Below are 15995 nucleotides of genomic sequence, written 5' to 3'. Positions count from 1 at the left end.
TCACTAACTACTTCTACTTTTCTTTCTGACAAAACTTTAAATCTCTTCACGACCAAAAAACAACGGTGAACAATGATGGAGATTATTGAGGCCGTTTACGAGAATGGCGTCCTGATACCCCTGAAAAAACCCAAACTTAAGGAGCACTCAAAAGTCATTATCAAGATAATAGATGAGGAAGAACTTGATAAGCTTCTAGACTCACTCATCATTGAGAAGGTTGAGAACATAGACTACAAAAGGCTTAAGGAGGCCTATTATGAGTTGCTCTGAGGTCTTCGTGGACTCTTCTGTCCTCGTTGGGCTGAATCTAGGAGACGAAAAAGCGAAGAAGCTCGTGAAGTCCCTCATCGAGGAGGGCCACGCCCTTGTTATAAACCCAATAGTATTTTCCGAGACAGCTTACAAGGTTATGTTCACTCTCGCTATCAGAGATGGGCTGAAAGGTGTCTACGACCTCAAGAAACACTTGGATGAGTACACGTGGGTTTATGAAAAGGTCAGGGACTCAATTGAGAAGCTCGTGAAGAGCGGATTTTTGAGGGTTCTTGAAATTGACTGGCAAATCTCAAGGCTCTCCGCCGAGCTCGGGGAGAAATATGGTTTGCTGACCAACGATGCCATGATAGTAGCCACCTGCAAGTCCTATGAAATAGAGAAGATAGCAACTTTTGACAGCGACTTTGAGAAGGTTGATTTCCTGGAAGTTATCTCTCCTTTAATCTCAGAACAAGACGGATAACGAAACTGTTTGGTGAGCAGTATGAAGGTCACAATCCTTTTTGAAAACCACGCCGGCTGGAGGAAGGGCCTGATAGGCTACCACGGCTTTTCTGCCCTTGTAGAGCACAACGGCCACAGGGTTCTCGTAGATACGGGCACGGACGGTAGGGTGCTCCTCAACAACATGGGGGAACTTGGGGTTGAGCTGGACTCGATAGATGCCCTCTTCATAACCCACGGCCACTACGACCATACAGGCGGAATAGCCGAGCTGCTCAAAGCTCGGAGCGAACCGCTCGACGTTTACGCCCACCCAGGGATCTTCGCCAGAAGGATAGCCCTAAAGCCGAGGCGGAGGGAGATAGGGATTCCCTTCACGATGGAGGAGCTTGAGCGCCTTGGGGCAGTCTTCCATCTGAGCGAGAAACCCTTCGAGTTCCTTCCGGGCTTCATCTCCTCCGGAAAGATTGAGAGAAAGACATGGGACAGGGCCGTTGGCTACCTTGTTAAAGACGGAAAAGAAGTCAAAGACCCTGTTAAAGATGACATCGCGCTCATACTTGATCTTGGAGACAGCGTGGCCGTCATGACCGGGTGCGGGCACAGCGGAATCCTCAACATTGCTCGGCATGCGATAGACCTGACTAGAAAACCGGTAAAGGCCCTGATCGGCGGCTTTCACCTGAGGGGAGCACCCGAGCATCTCTTGGACGATGCCGTTGAAGGGCTCAGGGAGCTCGGCGTGGGAACTCTCTACGCTGGCCACTGCACAGGAATAGATGAGTACGCCTATCTCAAGGGGCACTTTGGGCTTGCGGAGCCTCTATTCGTTGGGAAGGAGATTAGGGTATAGTTTTTTACCTTTGGAATCAAACTATTCTTGGTGATGTGGATGCTTGGTATAGACCTCTCTGGGAAGCTGGCCTTCACGACCGCCTCAAGCAAGGGCATAGGCTTCGGCGTTGCGAGGGTTCTGGCAAAGGCTGGAGCGGACGTAGTACTCCTCTCCAGAAGCGAGGAGAACCTGAAGAGGGCAAAGGAGAAGATCAGGGCCGCGAGCGATGTTGAGGTGAGCTACATCGTTGCAGACCTCACCAGGAGGGAAGACCTTGAGAGAACGGTGAAGGAACTTAAAGATATCGGCGAACCCGACATATTCTTCTTCTCCACAGGCGGGCCCAAGCCTGGCTACTTCATGGAGATGGACATGGAGGACTGGGAAGGGGCAGTTAAGCTTCTCCTCTATCCTGCGGTCTATCTCACGAGGGCACTCGTTCCGGCTATGGAGCGGAAGGGCTTCGGGAGGATAGTCTACTCCACAAGCGTCGCCATAAAGGAGCCGATACCGAACATCGCCCTCAGCAACGTGGTCAGGATATCAATGGCCGGCCTTGTGAGGACGCTCGCGAAAGAGCTCGGGCCGAAGGGAATAACCGTCAACGGCATAATGCCCGGCATCATAAGGACAGACAGGATGATACAGCTGGCCAAAGACAGGGCAGCCAGGGAAGGCAAGACCGTTGAGGAAGCTCTTCAGGAGTACGCGAAGCCGATACCCCTCGGAAGGCTGGGAGAACCGGAGGAGATAGGCTACCTTGTGGCCTTCTTGGCCAGCGACCTCGGGGGCTATATAAACGGCGCCATGATTCCGGTTGATGGTGGAAGGCTCAACTCGGTATTCTGAGCTCGCTTTCTTCGCATCCATCTCTATTTTTGGAGATTTCGAGCTAAGACTCATTCCAGAATTCTCCTCAACAACATATACTCCCTCTCATCCAGGGCGTTTTTGTCAATAACAACTATGAGCGCCCCTTTGTTGGAGATAATATAATCTCTTACCGTGCTCATCATCTTTGCTATCGACGGGAATTCGTTGTGTATTCTAAGGTATTCCAACCCCTCCACAAGCACAATGCCCTTGACACCGCTTCTTTCTGCCTCCAGGAGATATCTGTGGACTGTCTCGACCATTTTATAAAGGTCGGTCGGCCGGATTGTGTTTGGAATCTCCATATTGTTCGCTGTGGTGAAGAAAAAGGGTTTCCAGCTCTCTGGGGGCTTTAAAGTTCTCAGAAACGCAAGAACGGGGACGTTTTCCAGCTGGGCTTTGATATTTTTGAAGTCCTCTGGCGAAATTATTTGGACCCCTTCAAACTCCGGTATCTCGATGTTCTTCACATCGTAGCCCCTTAGGAAGCGCGGGCTGAAGATTACCCGGTAGTAGAAGTAAAGCGAGCCTATTCCAAGCACTACCGCGACTATCTGAACCGAAGGCAGCAGCTTATGTGCCGTGAGGCCGTACTGGTATGGTAGGGGGTAGATTATGGAAAGCAGGCCCGAGAGCGAGACAAAGATTCCCAGCATTTTTCCGTCCCTGCCGTAGTTCCTGGAGAGCACGTCCATCCCGAGTATTCCAAGCATCATTATCAAAAATCCGCCGAGGAAGTATATATCCCAGGGGAGGTCTTTTTTGAGTATGCTATCGGCCACACCGAGGATGAGTAGAAGGATGAAAGCGGCCCTGTAGAGTCCTTTCATAAAAGGACGCGATGAGTCTTCCCATATCAGATAAAAGAGGCCCGCAGAAGCCAGGGCAAAGGCAAGCGCGATGAAGAAGTTCTCAACGCTCATGCCAGCAAGGTCAAAGACCACCTCGAAGATTCCTGCGACATGGGTGAGCGCGAGAAAGAGGGCGGATTTCCTCCTACTCATGTGATAGGCGTACAGAAACATGGAAGCACCGAACGTTCTCACCGCTATCAGCGAGACGGCACCTATCACCGAGGAATTCACCATACTCCCTTCCCCTCAGATATGACGCTATGTTATGCAGTTATATAAACCTTTGCGGAATGGGGAAAAGAGGGCTATGCAACTTTTTTCCCTATCTCCCGGCAACCTTCTCGTAGGCTCGCTTTATCCTCTCGTAGCTCCCCTTTGTGAACGTGCACTCCTTCACGCAGACCGAACAGCCGAGGGTTCTTGAGAAGACGACGGCGCACTTCGTGTAATCTATGTGCACCTCCCGGCTGTTCTCCCTCTTCGGCGTGATGTATATCGCCTGGGCCGGGCAGGCTCTAACGCAAGCGTTGCAGCGGTCGCAGAAGTCTGGAATCCACTCGTATTCCCGAACGCGCTCGTCGGTGTAGGGAAGCTCAAGATCGGTGTAAAAAGCCCCTATCCTCACGCTTGGCCCGTTTTCAGGGGTTATCAAGAGCCCGTGCTTGCCTATGTATCCCAGTCCAGCTTTCTGGGCCAGAAGCGGGAAGTTCGTGCTCCCGCCAACGGCCGGGTCGGGCTGGGCGTTGTAGCCTCTCTCCCTCAAAAACTCCGCTATCTTGTAGGCCGCCCGGGTTAAGCGGTAGTAGGTTCTCCAGACTTCTATACCTGCTCTAACGCCGGGTGCCTTCGCTATCTCCTCCTTCCTCATCTCGCCGATGAGCACTATCGCATTCTCGAAGAGCACGGTTCTATTAGAGAAGACCAGTTCCGGAGTAAGCTTCGTGTATCCGATCTTCAGAACGCCGAGCGATTTCGCATAGCTCTCAAGCTCCTCAAAGAACTCCGGCGGGGCGATCTTCTTGCCCCTTCCAGGGTTCTTTCTTACGCTCGTCACGCTCTTTCGGGCGTAGTAAGCCGTGCCCACAAGATATGGAAGAACGAGGGCCATCTTGAGGATGTGGATTCCAGGCTTTCCGTATAACGCAACAACCTCGGGCACCAGGCGGCCCTCTGGGGAGTCCGGCGAGTTCTCAAAGGCCGGTTTAAGGGTCGTGTACTTCCTCACGTCCGGGAAGACTGCGTAGACGAACTTCCTCGCGAGTTTCGCCTTGAAGCTCATCTCACCACCGAAGACCAATCGGGGAAAAGGAATAAAAGGATGTTGTAACTACTTGGGTTACATCACCCTATCGGTGAGCAGTATGCTCGATGAGAAGCTCGTTGAAAACCTCAAACGTCTTGGCCTTAAGGACTATGAGGCGAGAGTTTACGCCGCTTTGGTGCTCCTCGGCCCTTCAAAGGCAAGCGAAGTGGCAAGGGAGAGCGGCGTTCCGAGGCCGAAGGTCTACGAGGTGCTGAAAGAGCTTCACAGGAAGGGCTTCGTTGACTTCAGCGAGGGGAAGCCGGCCTTCTTCCGCGCGGTGGAGCCGGAGAAGGTCATAGGGGCACTCAGGGACGAGTACATAAAGTCGGCCGAAGAGGCGATAATCTCCCTCAAGAGCGGGGGTAAGCGGGAAGAGGAGTGGTACCCCGTGTGGTACCTACAGGGGGAGTGGAACATCCGCGGGAAGGCCGAGGAACTCATCGAAGGGGCACAGAGGGAGGTCATGGCGGCCTTTGCTGACAGGCGCTTCTCTAGGAAGCTTGCAAGAGCACTAAGGAACGCCCACGGGAGAGGGGTTGAGGTTACCGTCCTTCTCCTCGGAGGAAAGAGGCCGAAGTACCTTGAGGGAGTGAGAGTTGAGTTGGTTGACCCGAGGAAGCTCCAGAGAAAGGAAGACCTTAGAGACATCTTCATCAACTCGATGTTTGAAGGCCCCTACGCTGTTAAAGCCCTGATCATCGTCGATTCCAGGGAGTCGCTCATGATATACGAGGAGAAGGGCGCACTAAAGGGCATCCTCGTGACGATACCCTTCATCCCGACCTTCCAGAGGGCGGCGCTGCTCTATCTTATGGACGAGACAGGGATTTAAAGTCATTTTCTGAATCTTCGGGTGTCTTTCTCGGGTTTTTCCTTTTCTGCCGTGATATGGAGAGAATAGTTAAAATACTCCTAACCCTATAGGGGGAGGGACTAAAATGAGGTTGCCAAAGAGGTACATCTTCTGGTTCATCATCGCTTCCCTTTCGGCGCTCTTCGGTGAGGTGGCTATAGGTGCCACTCTCTATCCGTTCTTCTCCCCTTGGGGGATCCTCGTTATCCTCCCCCTTTACGGCCTCCACGCGCTCGTTCTGGCTTCCATAGTCTACCGCTTCGGCAGGCCGCGCTTCGAGACCCTCTATCTGGCGGGCGTCATCTTTGGCCTCTACGAGGCGTACATCACCAAGATAATCTGGAACCCGGACTGGGAGTCCCCGATTCAGGTGGGTGGAATCAGCGTTCTCGAGCTTCTCGTTGTTGTGTTCTTCTGGCATCCCTTCATGTCTTTCATGATGGCCGTTGGGACTGCCGAACTGCTGACTTCAAGGAGAAAGCTACTTCCCGAATTCGTCTTAAAGCGGCCCCTTCTCTTTGCCATGGTTCTTGGGGCCCTGGAGAGCTCAAACTCTCCCTCGCCAGTTCATTCATTTCTATCCCTGGCCTCAACGCTGGCGGTGATTCTCCTCCTCGTGCGGTGGTGGAGAAACCGCTATGAAGGAGAAAACCTGGACGACCTCCTTCCCACGCTGGGAGAGCTAAAGTTTCTCGTCCCGATCCTTTTGATGTATTACGTCGTCCTCGGCCTTGGAATCAAGAGGGAAGCGATACCCGGGCTTGGGCCTCAGGCCTTTGTCTGGTTTCTCTACGCCCTCACGTTCTATCTCCTTTACAGGGCGCTCAAGAAGTCGAGGGGGCTGGAAGTTGAGCAGACTGCCGCCCCATCGTTGAGAAAGCTGGCCGTGCTCTCGGCTGTTTGGATTATCTCTGGAGTTGCATTCTCCACCCTGGAGCTTTTCATCCCCGAGTTAAAGTTCGTGATAATCGCCCTTCTCTGGCTCTTTGGGGCCGTAGTAGGCCTTGTAAGCTTCTTCAGGAGTGCACAGTGGGCACTGGCGGAGTGAGACACCTTTTTATACGGCAGCGTGCTAGATAACAGGAGGTGTTAAGGAATGGCTATTATGAGGCTGTGGCACGGGCGCGTGCCGAGGGAGAAGAGAGACACCTACGAGCGCTTTTTGATAGAGAGGGCGGTTCCAGATTACAGCTCCGTCGAAGGGCTTTTGAAGCTCTACTTCACGAGGAGGGACGAGGAGAAAGAAACCCACTTCCTGCTCGTGACGATATGGGATTCATGGGAGTCCATCAAGAAGTTCGCGGGAGAAAATCCAGAGCTGGCCAAGTACTACCCGGAGGACGACGAGTTCCTGCTTGAGAAGGAGAAGTACGTCCAGCACTACGAGATATTCTATGAGAAGTGAGCAAGCTTTTAATTTTTGGATCCCAATAATTTTTTGGTGATGGGGATGAAGAGGTCGCAGTTGTGGGCAGGGCTGATAGCCCCGCTCGTTGCTTATTCTGGAATTCTCACGGCTATCTATGTGAACCGCTCGTGGTGGAGGTTAACCGACAACGCGATAAGCGACCTCGGGAAGCTCGGCCTCCCCAACAACTGGCTCCTCAACGTGCCGCTCGTTATAACGGCGGTGCTGGCAATTTACTACGCCCTCGGCGTCCTCGACATGGCTAGAAACAGCGTAGAGAAGGCTGGGATCTGGGTGCTCATAGCGGGCTTTGTCTTCTTAGCTCTGATAGGCATCTTCCCAGAGGGAACATCGCCCCACTACTACGTCAGCTGGGGCTTCTTCCTGACGGCGGGCTTTGGGCTCTTGATAGCCGGCATCGGCATGGGACTCTCAGGAGAGGGAAAGATGCTGTACTTCACGGTAGTTCTATTCGTTCTGGCGTGGATTCTCGCCATCTGGGCCATGAGAACTTTCAAGGGTGTTGCGATACCAGAGTTCATCGGAGCACTGGCGGTTACGATCTGGCACTACGCAGTCCTTTCAAAGATCTGGGGCAAAACCCGTTGAGTTCTCTCTTTTTCTTTTTCCTGCTAACTGGAACTAGAGAAGGGAGAGAAAAGAAAAAGAACCCACAAGCTCAGAGCTGGAGGATCATCTGGGCGGGATCCCTTATTGCTGGCCCAAGACCGAGGATGTAGATGGCCAGATACCAGAAGCGCCTTTCTTCTTCATCCGTAACGAGCTCCTTCAGGGCGTAATAGACCACAACGAGGATCAGGGTTATCCACGGATAGTAGATGTAGGCCCCGAACCAGTTGACGAGGTGGTTTTCAATCCAGTGGACTTCACGGTAGCCGTAGAAGTGTATCGCAACGACGGTTGAGGCCACGTCAAAGTAGTGGGCGAGGACAGGGTAGAGGTAGAGCCTGTCGAAGGGCCTCCACCTGTAGAATATAAACACTGCGGCAAAGCTAACGGCTGTGTGGATAAGGGTAAGCTCGTAGGGCTCCCAGTTTTTGGCGTGGGTCACGAGGAGGTAGTTTGCCCAGAGCGCCAGTATCGTTCCCCATGCAACAGTTATCTTGGGATACATTCCAAGCTTTGAATCGGCGTAGATTGCAGGCAGTATCAGAAAGAACGCCGTGAAGAAGATTCCGGGAGTGAGGATGAGCGGATGCTGGGGCAGGACTCCGCCGTCCACAAGCGCCCTCACAGTTGCGCCGAAGACGACCATCGGTGTAACGGCCCAGAAGAGCCTCTCGTCCACGGGTATCTTCAGCGGTTTGATTATCCATTTGTATGTGTAGATAACACCCAGACCGAAGAGGAGCGCATATACAAAGGTGTTAACCGCGTTGTAGCCGCTCCTCGTGAACATCGGTTCCCAGAAATACCTGTAAAAGAAGTCAATTACAGCCCCTTCAACGCTCATTCTAACCACCGGACTTTGTTGAACTGGTGCTTTAAAGGACTTTTGGGCGCAACCTATAAATAGAACTTCCACCCAGTTTGATTGATGCCGGGCTTTTTCCAGCCAGCGATTGAAACCAGCGGGGTAAAACCCTTCGAGGACTTCCCGATTGAGTTCTCCGAGGGGACCCTATCGGGGGTCATTTCCACAGATGAGCTAGCCTCTGTTCTATTCGTCCACTACCTTGCCGCCGGCTGTCCCGACGATAAAAAGGCCTACGTTGTTGCCCCTGGCAGGTTGGTTTATCCAAAGACTCTCTCACTGCTCGGAGCCGACCCGTCGAAGCTCCTCATAGGCAGCGTTTACTCCCCCGATGAACTCATCTCGGCGCTGGACCTCGTTGAGGAAGGCTCTCTTCTCATCGTCGGGAACTTCCCTGCACTAAACCCATCTTCCGAGACCGTCCTTGGGATAAGGAAGGTTGTGGACGATAAGGGTCTGATAGCTGTTCTCCACCACTCTCCCGTGGCCTTCAACGAGCTTGATCATCCCGGTGAGTTCACGCGCCTGTTCAAACTCCCTGAAGTCCTTGATGCGCTCTTAATCCTGAGAACGAACTCGTACCGCGGCCACTACCGGCTCAACATGACCCTCTCAAAAGCTCCCCCCGAGTGGGTGGGCTCCCTCGGCGACCACTCCATACCAATTGACGGCCTCGTCAGGCCCCTCCTTGGTAAAGGTTGACGTGCCCGAAGCCGAGGACGTAGCGGGCGTAGAGGGCCAGGGAAAACCCCACCAGAAGGAGCGCGAGAACCGCGTAGTCCCTGGGCTTCATTTCAAGGTCCCTCAGAAAAGTCCTCTTCTTGCTCGCTCCAAAGGCCCTGCTCTCAAGGGCAATGCTCAGCTCGTGGGCGGTCTTAAGCGACGCGACGATAAGCGGGATGAGGACTGAGGTCATCTTCCGCATCCTGGTTAAGAGGTTTCCCTTGTCAAGTTCCAGTCCCCTGCTCCTCTGGGCGTCCATTATGGTTCTGGCCAGCCAGTACAGGGTCGGGATGTAGCGGAGGGCTATGGTCAGGGTCAGGCCAAGCTCGTAGGGAAGACCGAGCCTGACGAAGCCCAGGACGAGCTCTTTCTGCGTGGTCGTCATGAGGAGGAGGAACGTAACGAGCGCGAAGCCGAGAAGTCTCGCCGAATATGCGATTCCGATGAAGAACCCCTCAAGGCGCGGTTTGTAAATCACCGGCCAGAGGGCGAGGGTTATCAGGACTATCGGGAAGAGAGGCTTCAGAAGCCTGAACTGGTAGGAAAAGTCCGCACCTGCAAGCACTTTTCCGATGATGAGCAGGCCGATAAACAGAGCGAGAAGGAGGAGGGGCTGGTTGAAGAGCATGAGTGTGATTATCCCGAGGAGCATCCCGATTATCTTGACCCTCGGGTCGAGGGAGTGCATGAAGCTGTCTTTCCTGATGTAGAACTGCCCGATCACACTTCTCCCCCCAGTCTCGCGAGGATTTCCTCAATGCTCCTCACAAAACCAACCCCAAGCCTCTCTCCCAGCTCGACTACCTCGGGTCTCTCAAGGCCGTACTTCTCAACGTCAAAGGCCGTGAAAAACTCCTCGACCGGGCCGTCGAAGAGCTTCCGCCCCCCGTGGAGAAGGACTACCCTCTCGGCCAGCCTCACGACGAGGTCCATGTCGTGGGTTATCAGTAGTATCCCATGGCCACTCTCGTGGAGGGAGCGTATCACCTCAACAACCTCCTCCTCTGCCCTCGCGTCAAGGCCAGTTGTTGGCTCGTCGAGAACCAGGTATTTCGGCTTCATCGCAAGGACGCAGGCTATAGCCAATCTCTGCTTTTCACCGCCGCTGAGGGAGTAGGGCGTCCTGTCCTCAAAGCCCTCAAGCCCCACTGACTCCAGCGCCCACTTCACCCTCTCCTCAACCTCTTCCTCGCTCAGACCGAGGTTTCTCGGACCGAAGGCGACCTCGTTAAAAACCGTCTCCTCGAAGAACATGTGCTCCGGGTTCTGGAAGACGTAGCCAACGAGCCTGCTGAGCTCCGCGACTGTGTGCTCCCTCGTGTCGAGGCCGTCCACGAGGACTCTTCCCTTGGAAGGCTTGAGAAGGCCGTTGAAGTGCTTTGCGAGTGTCGTTTTTCCGCTCCCGTTTGGCCCGACTAGCGCCACTATCTCCTGTCCCATTTCGAAGTCTATGCTCCTGAGGACTTCCTTCCCGTTGTAGGCGAAGTGAACGTTTTCAGCTTCGATCATCGGATTGGAATTGAGGGGAGCGTTAAAAAGCTTTCAGGTTGTCCAGAAGCTTCGGCAAAAGCTCCCTGGCTGTGCCCAGGAGACTGACGTCGCCGAGTTCGAGCGCCATTGATGTAGCTCCTTCTGGAACCGGGTTCTTCACGTTGATGCCGACGCCAACAACGGCGAAGCGGATTGCGTCTAGCTCCCCTGCAACCTCCACCAGAACTCCAGCTATCTTCTTGCCGTGAACGAAAACGCCGTTTTCAGAAACCTCCGCAGGAATTCCTTTCCCCTGCAAATACTCGGCTATTACTTCCCTAGCCGCCTTGGACATCTTCCCAGCCTCGGAAAGGCTCAGTTCTGGACTGGCCACAAGGCTGAACCAAAGTCCACCCGGGGGTGAAAGCCACCTGCTCCCCTTCCTCCCCCTGCCCGACTTCTGAGAGCCCGCGATTACGAAAAAGTCTCTCCCCCTTTCAGCCAGCTTCCAGGCGACGTCCATCGTTGAGCTCGTTTCCTCTAGGTAGTACGCCTTAACTGGCAGTTCCCAGGGGTACGGCACGTCGGGCCGTTCCCTCAGGAAGTATCCAGCGTGAGAGGCCTCTATTTTGTAACCGAGCCTCTTAAGCTCTCTTATGTGCTTCCAGACTGCAACCCTGGAGATCCCTAGTCCTTCCGCGAGCTTCTCGCCTGAAACTGGCCCATCCTCGATTGCCGCGAGTATTCTTCTCTTCACTGCACTATCTCTCATAAGCCGCATGGTTTTCGTTAACCTAAATCTTTTAAAAGATTAACCAAGTTCCCATCGGTGGCTAAAATGAACGCACGAGAAGTTGCTTACGCTGGGATATTCATTGCCCTCATAGCTGTGAGCGCCCAGATAAGCGTGAACATAGGCCCGGTTCCGCTGACCTTTCAGGTCTTTGCCGTCCTCCTGACGGGCCTCCTTCTCGGCCCCAGGCTCGGCTTCCTGAGCGTCCTCTCCTACGACATAGCCGGAGCAATTGGCCTTCCTGTCTTCGCTGGCTTTACTGGAGGTATAGCGCACCTCTACGGCCCGACGGGAGGATACCTCCTTGCCTTCCCGATAGCAGCATTTATGGCAGGGCTTTCAAAGGGAAAGGGCGGAAAGGCAAAGCTCGTCGCTTCCCTGGTTGCCATAGCTTTGATCTACGTCCTCGGCTGGCTCCGCCTGGGCCTCTACTTTGGGGGCAACTTTGGAAAGGCGTTTGAGCTCGGCGTTGCCCCCTTCGTGATTCCAGACCTCATTAAGGCCCTTATAGCGGTGGAGATTTCGGAGGTCGTGGAGAGAAGGCTTGAGCTCTAAACAGCCAGTTTCCCTTTATCTTACCTCTCTCCAAGGTTCTCCTCGGCGAAAGCCTTATCGAGCGAGCTTTTCACCCTGAAAAAGCTGAGAGAAACCTTCGGGTTCTTCTTTATCAGCTCTTCAACTGACACCGGCTCGAAATCAAGGAACTCGGTGATGGAACTAAGCGTTTTGTGCCCCTCGCTGAGCGCGGCCTCTATGGCCGCGCTAAGTGCATCCGGCTCATAGACGGCATGTGTGACTTCTGCGGTTCCGTCCTTCCATACGGGTATGACCGCCTCGGGCTCGTCTTCAAGGTAGAGGCCGATTAAATAATTCACGAGGAATGGCTGTATGAGCGGCATGTTGCCCTCGGCGAGGAAGAAAGGTTCGTCGGGCATGGCCTTGAGGAGGGCTTCCATTTTATTCCTTGCAATGACCGGCACAGGGTTAGAGACATGGAGAGAGTAAATCCTGAGCTTGTCCTTTCGGACTATGGTCAGAACCTCGTCAATCCGCTTGCTCATTCTGAGCCTCATCTCGGTGAGCTTTACAACTAGCTTGTCCTTTATGGGAATTGTGTAGTTTTCCCACGGCTTTTCTGGAAAAGCTAGGATTACTGCTTTCATGCTCCTTCCTTTGAGGAGGTTCTTTAAAAGTCAATCGCTGCCCTCTGCGAAAGATTTATATACTCGAGGTTACTAAAACTGGATTGGAGAAAACAAACGGAGGTGAGAAAATGGCGGAGATGATAATACCCTACCCACAGCTCCAGAAGATCCTTGAGAGGACCTGCGAGCTCGCGGTTATCAAGCCCCGCGCTGAGGAGATGATGGACATCGTCGAGAAGAAGCTGGCTGATCTCTTCGAGGTCGCCTACGAGAACGCGAAGGCCGAAAACGCTGACACGATAAAGATGCGCCACATCCCGATAACCAGGGGCTTCAAGAACAGTATGAACCTCTTTAGGGCGGTCATTGAGGACGAGGGCGTTGAAATAGAGCCGATAAGGAAGTACGTCCTCAAGAAGATACCCGGCGACAGGCCGCTTGAGGAGGACGTCGTGAACGAACTTCCGATCATAGCCGGAACTCTCTTCGTGCTCATCGGAAGGGTTATCAAGGCCCTCCACCCGGAGATAAAGAACGTCTACCCGGAGCACATCGAAGAGGCCAAGAAGGTGCTGGATTACACGCTGTGAAGAAAGATATTGAACTTTTGACTTTTCCTATTTCTTGATCTTACTCTTGGTGACTATTGTTACAATTCTTCTGCATCTGAATTTTTGTTTTGATTTATGCTCAACTTGGAGAAAAATTAAAAAAGAAGATACGATATTTATCGTGGTGATCTAAATGACACACCTCAAAAAACTTGTTCTAGCACTACTTTTGATAGGAGTAGTCACAATAAGTGGATGCGTTAGCATTGAAGAACATGTGAAGGTCTCTTCGGATGGTACTATAGAGTCTATGACTCTGGTACTGGAAATGCCACGGACGGTGTACTCTCTCATGGTTCAAAACACAACAACAGGAACATTTTGTGGAGACATTCGAGCAAATATAACGTCTGATCTTAAAGATAAAGTCACCTGTGAAGAGTCCTTTACAGGAGACAATGTTACAATAACAATACATGCAGAGCACGTAAAGCCCAAAGATAACGCCGACTTTGCTAAGGGTATTGAAATCTATAAGGAGAATGGATATCTAATCTTCAAGGACAACACTTGGCATGAAGAATCTGCAAAGGATCAGGAGGATATCAAAGAGTATGGAAGCTTAGTTACAATAGATTACTATCTCGAGATGCCAGGAAAAATCATAGATTCTAATGCTCACAAAGTTGATGGGAACAAAGCTGAGTGGCATTTAGATATGTATACTGCCAGTAAGACCCCAATCTATGCAAAGTCAGAGATACCAAACTCCAGTATTTGTGGTCCAGGGATTATAATGGCACTTGCAGTGATTCCTCTCTTGATGATGAGGAGAAAAAGGGCATAGCTTCCTCTCTGTCTTATTGTCCCTCTTAAATCTACTCTCTTATCACCCTTTTATCTATGAGTACGTGAGTTATTAAAACGTTTTAGCGTTTTATAGGAGAAAATGGAAAAATGCATGCATCATTTATTAAGCCACCTCTCCATCCACCCAGCTATCAGCTCAAGTCTCCTAACCCTGTGCTTTGGCTTTCCGCTCCTGCTGAGGTCGTGGTTCTCGCCCGGGAAGAGGGCAAGCTCGACGGTTTTACCGAGGTACTTCAGAGCCGTGAAGAACTGCAATGCCTCCGGAAGCCAGCAGCGGTAGTCCTCCATGCTGTGGATTATGAGGAGCGGCGTCTCAACGTTGGGTGCGTACTTTAGCGGGCTCTTCTCCCAGTAGCCTTCGGTGTTGCTCCACGGGTCGCCGCCTATCTGGTCGGGCGCGAAGAAGTAGCCGATGTCCGTCGTTCCGAAGAAGCTCGTCCAGTTCGATATCGAGCGCTGGGTCACAGCGGCCTTGAAGCGGTTTGTGTGCCCGACTATCCAGTTCGTCATGAAGCCGCCGTAGGAGCCGCCGGTAACCCCTATCCTCTCAGGGTCGATGAAGTCAAACCTCTTTACTGCCTCATCAACGACTTCCATTATGTCCTGGTAATCGCGCTCGCCGTAGTGTCCCCTTATGTCGGCGAACTCCTCGCCGTAGCCGTCGCTTCCCCTCGGGTTGGAGAATATCACCGCGAAGCCTTTAGCGGTCAAAACGTGGAACTCGTGCATGAAGGCGTAGCCGTAGGCCGTCTTCGGCCCGCCGTGTATCTCCAAAACGGCCGGATACTTCTTGCCCGGCTCAAAGTTAACCGGCTTCATAATCCACGCGTCAATCTCAACGCCGTCGCTGGCTTTGACCTTGAAGTGCTCCGGCTTCGAGAGGCTGTACTCCTTTATCCAGCCGTTGAAGTCGGTTACTTTCTTCTCCTTTCCGTCGCGGAGGACGTAGAGCTCAAGCGGCGTAACCGCGTCCTGGGCTGTGAAGGCTATGTAATCCCCTATAGCAAAGCTCTCGACGCTCCTGTCTCCACCGATGACGCGCTCGATCTTGCCGTCGAGGTTGACCCTGAATAGGTTCGCCCTCGGACCGTCGGTAGCTATGTAGTAGACCCAGCCGTCCCTAAAGACAAGCTCGGCCCTCTGGGCACCCCTAACGTCGCTGTTGAGGGAGTTATAAGCTGCCCTGTCGAGGTCTTTCGTCAGCTTTCTCATTTCTCCTGTCTCCGGGTTGTAGTGGTAGATGTGGGTGTTCGTCGGAATCCCGCGCTCGCGCGTGTTGGCCTTGAGGATGAAGGTTCCGTCGTCTAGCGGGATGAAGTCGGAGATGCTCCACTTGCCCGGCGTTAGCCTCTTTGCTTTCCTGCCCTCAAGGACGTAGAGGTCGCTAACCATCGGCTTCCTCTCGCGGTCTTCCTGGGCGGTGAAGTAGAGCTTGCCATTGTGGAAGCGGATCTGGCCGACATCGAGGTTCTTCGGGGTGAGACGCTTCTTCTTCCCGCTCTCGACGTCAACGAGGTAAACCACGCTCCTCTTCCCATAGATCCAGCCGACACCGTTGAACCAGAAGGGAAGCTCCTTGATGATGTGGACGTCGTCCTTGGGCTTCTTCTCGACGTCTATAGGAGTAACGACAGCTATGCCCTTCCCGTCCTCTGTGAAGCGGAGGTTTTTAATTCCGTACTTGAACTTCGCTAAAAGCCTCGCCTCGCCGCCGTCGGTGGGGATGACGTAGAGCTCGGCTTCCTTGCTCTCCTTATCGCGCTTCGATGTGAAGGCAACGAGCTTGCCATCCGGCGAGAAGCGTGGGTTGGCGTCCTTCTTCCCAGAGGTGAAGGGCTCGACCCTTCTGCCGTCGTAGAGGTAGAGCCTTGAGAAGTAGTCGTCTTTCTCGACGCTTATCTCCGTCACCTGAAAAACGAGCTTTCTCCCCAAGGCGTCTATGTTTCCCACGAGCTTGAACTTTCCGAGGTCCTTCTCGGTCAGACCTTTCACCATTTAGAATCACCGAATAAAGTCGGGCTTTTTCGTATAAAAGCTTAGCGTTTCGATGTTTGTTTTAATTAGGGACAATGCGAAAGAGTAATAAAGATAATTTTCAA

Annotated in this window: 20 protein-coding genes; 12 read left to right on the top strand and 8 right to left on the bottom strand. The window is 52.9% G+C overall.

Annotation, left to right across the window (positions count from 1 at the left end; all coding sequences use genetic code 11):
• The first annotated feature begins 75 nt into the window (after positions 1-75).
• The 4 genes from ACZ5TN_RS02370 to ACZ5TN_RS02355 are packed head-to-tail and all read left to right on the top strand — an operon-like array spanning position 76 to position 2407.
• Complete coding sequence (locus ACZ5TN_RS02370; protein WP_054840282.1) at positions 76-273, top strand: antitoxin family protein; 198 nt, start codon at positions 76-78, stop codon at positions 271-273.
• Positions 260-742, top strand: coding sequence for a type II toxin-antitoxin system VapC family toxin (locus ACZ5TN_RS02365; RefSeq protein ID WP_464917046.1), 483 nt, complete (start codon positions 260-262; stop codon positions 740-742). Before ACZ5TN_RS02370 ends, ACZ5TN_RS02365 begins: the two co-directional genes overlap by 14 nt.
• Before the next feature lie 21 nt (positions 743-763).
• Complete coding sequence (locus tag ACZ5TN_RS02360; protein WP_464917045.1) at positions 764-1576, top strand: MBL fold metallo-hydrolase; 813 nt, start codon at positions 764-766, stop codon at positions 1574-1576.
• Positions 1577-1615: 39 nt separating this feature from the next.
• The gene (locus tag ACZ5TN_RS02355) at positions 1616-2407 is read left to right on the top strand and encodes an SDR family oxidoreductase (RefSeq protein WP_464917462.1); all 792 of its coding nucleotides are present in this window, start codon (positions 1616-1618) and stop codon (positions 2405-2407) included.
• Positions 2408-2457: 50 nt separating this feature from the next.
• Here the strand turns inward: ACZ5TN_RS02355 and ACZ5TN_RS02350 are convergent, their stop codons facing one another.
• Positions 2458-3519: a DUF835 domain-containing protein gene (locus ACZ5TN_RS02350; RefSeq protein WP_464917044.1), complete on the bottom strand. Its 1062-nt coding sequence runs from the start codon at positions 3517-3519 to the stop codon at positions 2458-2460.
• Positions 3520-3607: 88 nt separating this feature from the next.
• Positions 3608-4564, bottom strand: a complete 957-nt coding sequence (locus ACZ5TN_RS02345) for a 4Fe-4S dicluster domain-containing protein (RefSeq protein ID WP_464917043.1) — start codon at positions 4562-4564, stop codon at positions 3608-3610.
• An 82-nt stretch (positions 4565-4646) separates the two neighbouring features.
• Here ACZ5TN_RS02345 and ACZ5TN_RS02340 point away from each other — a divergent pair, with 82 nt between their 5' ends.
• From ACZ5TN_RS02340 to ACZ5TN_RS02325, 4 genes are all read left to right on the top strand, one after another.
• Positions 4647-5420 (top strand): TrmB family transcriptional regulator, encoded by a 774-nt coding sequence (locus ACZ5TN_RS02340; RefSeq protein ID WP_464917042.1) that lies wholly within the window; start codon positions 4647-4649, stop codon positions 5418-5420.
• A gap of 106 nt (positions 5421-5526) precedes the next feature.
• Entirely contained in the window at positions 5527-6489 is a 963-nt protein-coding gene (locus ACZ5TN_RS02335) for a hypothetical protein (protein ID WP_464917041.1), read from the top strand.
• Positions 6490-6537: 48 nt separating this feature from the next.
• Complete coding sequence (locus ACZ5TN_RS02330; RefSeq protein WP_054839818.1) at positions 6538-6846, top strand: antibiotic biosynthesis monooxygenase; 309 nt, start codon at positions 6538-6540, stop codon at positions 6844-6846.
• A gap of 39 nt (positions 6847-6885) precedes the next feature.
• Positions 6886-7458: a DUF998 domain-containing protein gene (locus tag ACZ5TN_RS02325; RefSeq protein WP_464917461.1), complete on the top strand. Its 573-nt coding sequence runs from the start codon at positions 6886-6888 to the stop codon at positions 7456-7458.
• Between the two features lie 70 nt (positions 7459-7528).
• Here the strand turns inward: ACZ5TN_RS02325 and ACZ5TN_RS02320 are convergent, their stop codons facing one another.
• Entirely contained in the window at positions 7529-8323 is a 795-nt protein-coding gene (locus ACZ5TN_RS02320; protein WP_011249694.1) for a DUF63 family protein, read from the bottom strand.
• An 84-nt stretch (positions 8324-8407) separates the two neighbouring features.
• On the opposite strand from ACZ5TN_RS02320, the gene ACZ5TN_RS02315 reads away from it, so the two are divergent.
• Positions 8408-9046, top strand: coding sequence for a hypothetical protein (locus tag ACZ5TN_RS02315; RefSeq protein WP_464917040.1), 639 nt, complete (start codon positions 8408-8410; stop codon positions 9044-9046).
• Here the strand turns inward: ACZ5TN_RS02315 and ACZ5TN_RS02310 are convergent.
• Genes ACZ5TN_RS02310 through ACZ5TN_RS02300 form a run of 3 tightly spaced genes read right to left on the bottom strand, consistent with a single transcriptional unit; the run spans position 9021 to position 11318 of the window.
• Complete coding sequence (locus ACZ5TN_RS02310; protein ID WP_011249696.1) at positions 9021-9791, bottom strand: energy-coupling factor transporter transmembrane component T family protein; 771 nt, start codon at positions 9789-9791, stop codon at positions 9021-9023. The genes ACZ5TN_RS02315 and ACZ5TN_RS02310 overlap by 26 nt on opposite strands.
• Complete coding sequence (locus tag ACZ5TN_RS02305; protein WP_464917039.1) at positions 9788-10576, bottom strand: energy-coupling factor ABC transporter ATP-binding protein; 789 nt, start codon at positions 10574-10576, stop codon at positions 9788-9790. Before ACZ5TN_RS02305 ends, ACZ5TN_RS02310 begins: the two co-directional genes overlap by 4 nt.
• A 22-nt stretch (positions 10577-10598) precedes the next feature.
• Positions 10599-11318, bottom strand: coding sequence for a biotin--[acetyl-CoA-carboxylase] ligase (locus ACZ5TN_RS02300; RefSeq protein WP_011249698.1), 720 nt, complete (start codon positions 11316-11318; stop codon positions 10599-10601).
• A gap of 57 nt (positions 11319-11375) precedes the next feature.
• Here ACZ5TN_RS02300 and ACZ5TN_RS02295 point away from each other — a divergent pair, with 57 nt between their 5' ends.
• Entirely contained in the window at positions 11376-11885 is a 510-nt protein-coding gene (locus ACZ5TN_RS02295) for a biotin transporter BioY (RefSeq protein WP_011249699.1), read from the top strand.
• Positions 11886-11905: 20 nt separating this feature from the next.
• Here ACZ5TN_RS02295 and mobA read toward each other — a convergent pair whose 3' ends face one another.
• Positions 11906-12493 carry a molybdenum cofactor guanylyltransferase gene (gene mobA, locus ACZ5TN_RS02290; protein ID WP_464917038.1) on the bottom strand — a complete coding sequence of 196 codons (588 nt, stop codon included), beginning with the start codon at positions 12491-12493 and terminating at the stop codon, positions 11906-11908.
• A gap of 110 nt (positions 12494-12603) precedes the next feature.
• On the opposite strand from mobA, the gene ACZ5TN_RS02285 reads away from it, so the two are divergent.
• Entirely contained in the window at positions 12604-13065 is a 462-nt protein-coding gene (locus ACZ5TN_RS02285; protein ID WP_464917037.1) for a DUF1931 family protein, read from the top strand.
• 154 nt (positions 13066-13219) lie between these two features.
• Positions 13220-13873: a CGP-CTERM sorting domain-containing protein gene (locus ACZ5TN_RS02280; RefSeq protein ID WP_011249702.1), complete on the top strand. Its 654-nt coding sequence runs from the start codon at positions 13220-13222 to the stop codon at positions 13871-13873.
• Between the two features lie 119 nt (positions 13874-13992).
• On the opposite strand, the gene ACZ5TN_RS02275 is transcribed toward ACZ5TN_RS02280, so the two are convergent.
• Positions 13993-15891 carry a S9 family peptidase gene (locus ACZ5TN_RS02275; protein WP_011249703.1) on the bottom strand — a complete coding sequence of 633 codons (1899 nt, stop codon included), beginning with the start codon at positions 15889-15891 and terminating at the stop codon, positions 13993-13995.
• Positions 15892-15995: the final 104 nt, after the last annotated feature.

The sequence above is a fragment of the Thermococcus sp. JCM 11816 genome, from assembly GCF_055396515.1.
The sequence above is the reverse complement of the archived record's forward strand: the minus strand, read 5'-3'. Positions and strand labels throughout refer to the sequence as shown.

Bases quoted from the DNA above. Each gene is read 5' to 3' on its own strand.
- mobA (WP_464917038.1), bottom strand. From the start codon at position 12,493: ATGAAAGCAGTAATCCTAGCTTTTCCAGAAAAGCCGTGGGAAAACTAC.
- ACZ5TN_RS02305 (WP_464917039.1), bottom strand. From the start codon at position 10,576: ATGATCGAAGCTGAAAACGTTCACTTCGCCTACAACGGGAAGGAAGTC.
- ACZ5TN_RS02335 (WP_464917041.1), top strand. From the start codon at position 5,527: ATGAGGTTGCCAAAGAGGTACATCTTCTGGTTCATCATCGCTTCCCTT.
- ACZ5TN_RS02330 (WP_054839818.1), top strand. From the start codon at position 6,538: ATGGCTATTATGAGGCTGTGGCACGGGCGCGTGCCGAGGGAGAAGAGA.
- ACZ5TN_RS02360 (WP_464917045.1), top strand. From the start codon at position 764: ATGAAGGTCACAATCCTTTTTGAAAACCACGCCGGCTGGAGGAAGGGC.
- ACZ5TN_RS02315 (WP_464917040.1), top strand. From the start codon at position 8,408: ATGCCGGGCTTTTTCCAGCCAGCGATTGAAACCAGCGGGGTAAAACCC.
- ACZ5TN_RS02340 (WP_464917042.1), top strand. From the start codon at position 4,647: ATGCTCGATGAGAAGCTCGTTGAAAACCTCAAACGTCTTGGCCTTAAG.
- ACZ5TN_RS02370 (WP_054840282.1), top strand. From the start codon at position 76: ATGGAGATTATTGAGGCCGTTTACGAGAATGGCGTCCTGATACCCCTG.
- ACZ5TN_RS02275 (WP_011249703.1), bottom strand. From the start codon at position 15,891: ATGGTGAAAGGTCTGACCGAGAAGGACCTCGGAAAGTTCAAGCTCGTG.
- ACZ5TN_RS02325 (WP_464917461.1), top strand. From the start codon at position 6,886: ATGGGGATGAAGAGGTCGCAGTTGTGGGCAGGGCTGATAGCCCCGCTC.
- ACZ5TN_RS02355 (WP_464917462.1), top strand. From the start codon at position 1,616: ATGCTTGGTATAGACCTCTCTGGGAAGCTGGCCTTCACGACCGCCTCA.
- ACZ5TN_RS02295 (WP_011249699.1), top strand. From the start codon at position 11,376: ATGAACGCACGAGAAGTTGCTTACGCTGGGATATTCATTGCCCTCATA.
- ACZ5TN_RS02320 (WP_011249694.1), bottom strand. From the start codon at position 8,323: ATGAGCGTTGAAGGGGCTGTAATTGACTTCTTTTACAGGTATTTCTGG.
- ACZ5TN_RS02285 (WP_464917037.1), top strand. From the start codon at position 12,604: ATGGCGGAGATGATAATACCCTACCCACAGCTCCAGAAGATCCTTGAG.
- ACZ5TN_RS02345 (WP_464917043.1), bottom strand. From the start codon at position 4,564: ATGAGCTTCAAGGCGAAACTCGCGAGGAAGTTCGTCTACGCAGTCTTC.
- ACZ5TN_RS02365 (WP_464917046.1), top strand. From the start codon at position 260: ATGAGTTGCTCTGAGGTCTTCGTGGACTCTTCTGTCCTCGTTGGGCTG.
- ACZ5TN_RS02350 (WP_464917044.1), bottom strand. From the start codon at position 3,519: ATGGTGAATTCCTCGGTGATAGGTGCCGTCTCGCTGATAGCGGTGAGA.
- ACZ5TN_RS02280 (WP_011249702.1), top strand. From the start codon at position 13,220: ATGACACACCTCAAAAAACTTGTTCTAGCACTACTTTTGATAGGAGTA.
- ACZ5TN_RS02300 (WP_011249698.1), bottom strand. From the start codon at position 11,318: ATGCGGCTTATGAGAGATAGTGCAGTGAAGAGAAGAATACTCGCGGCA.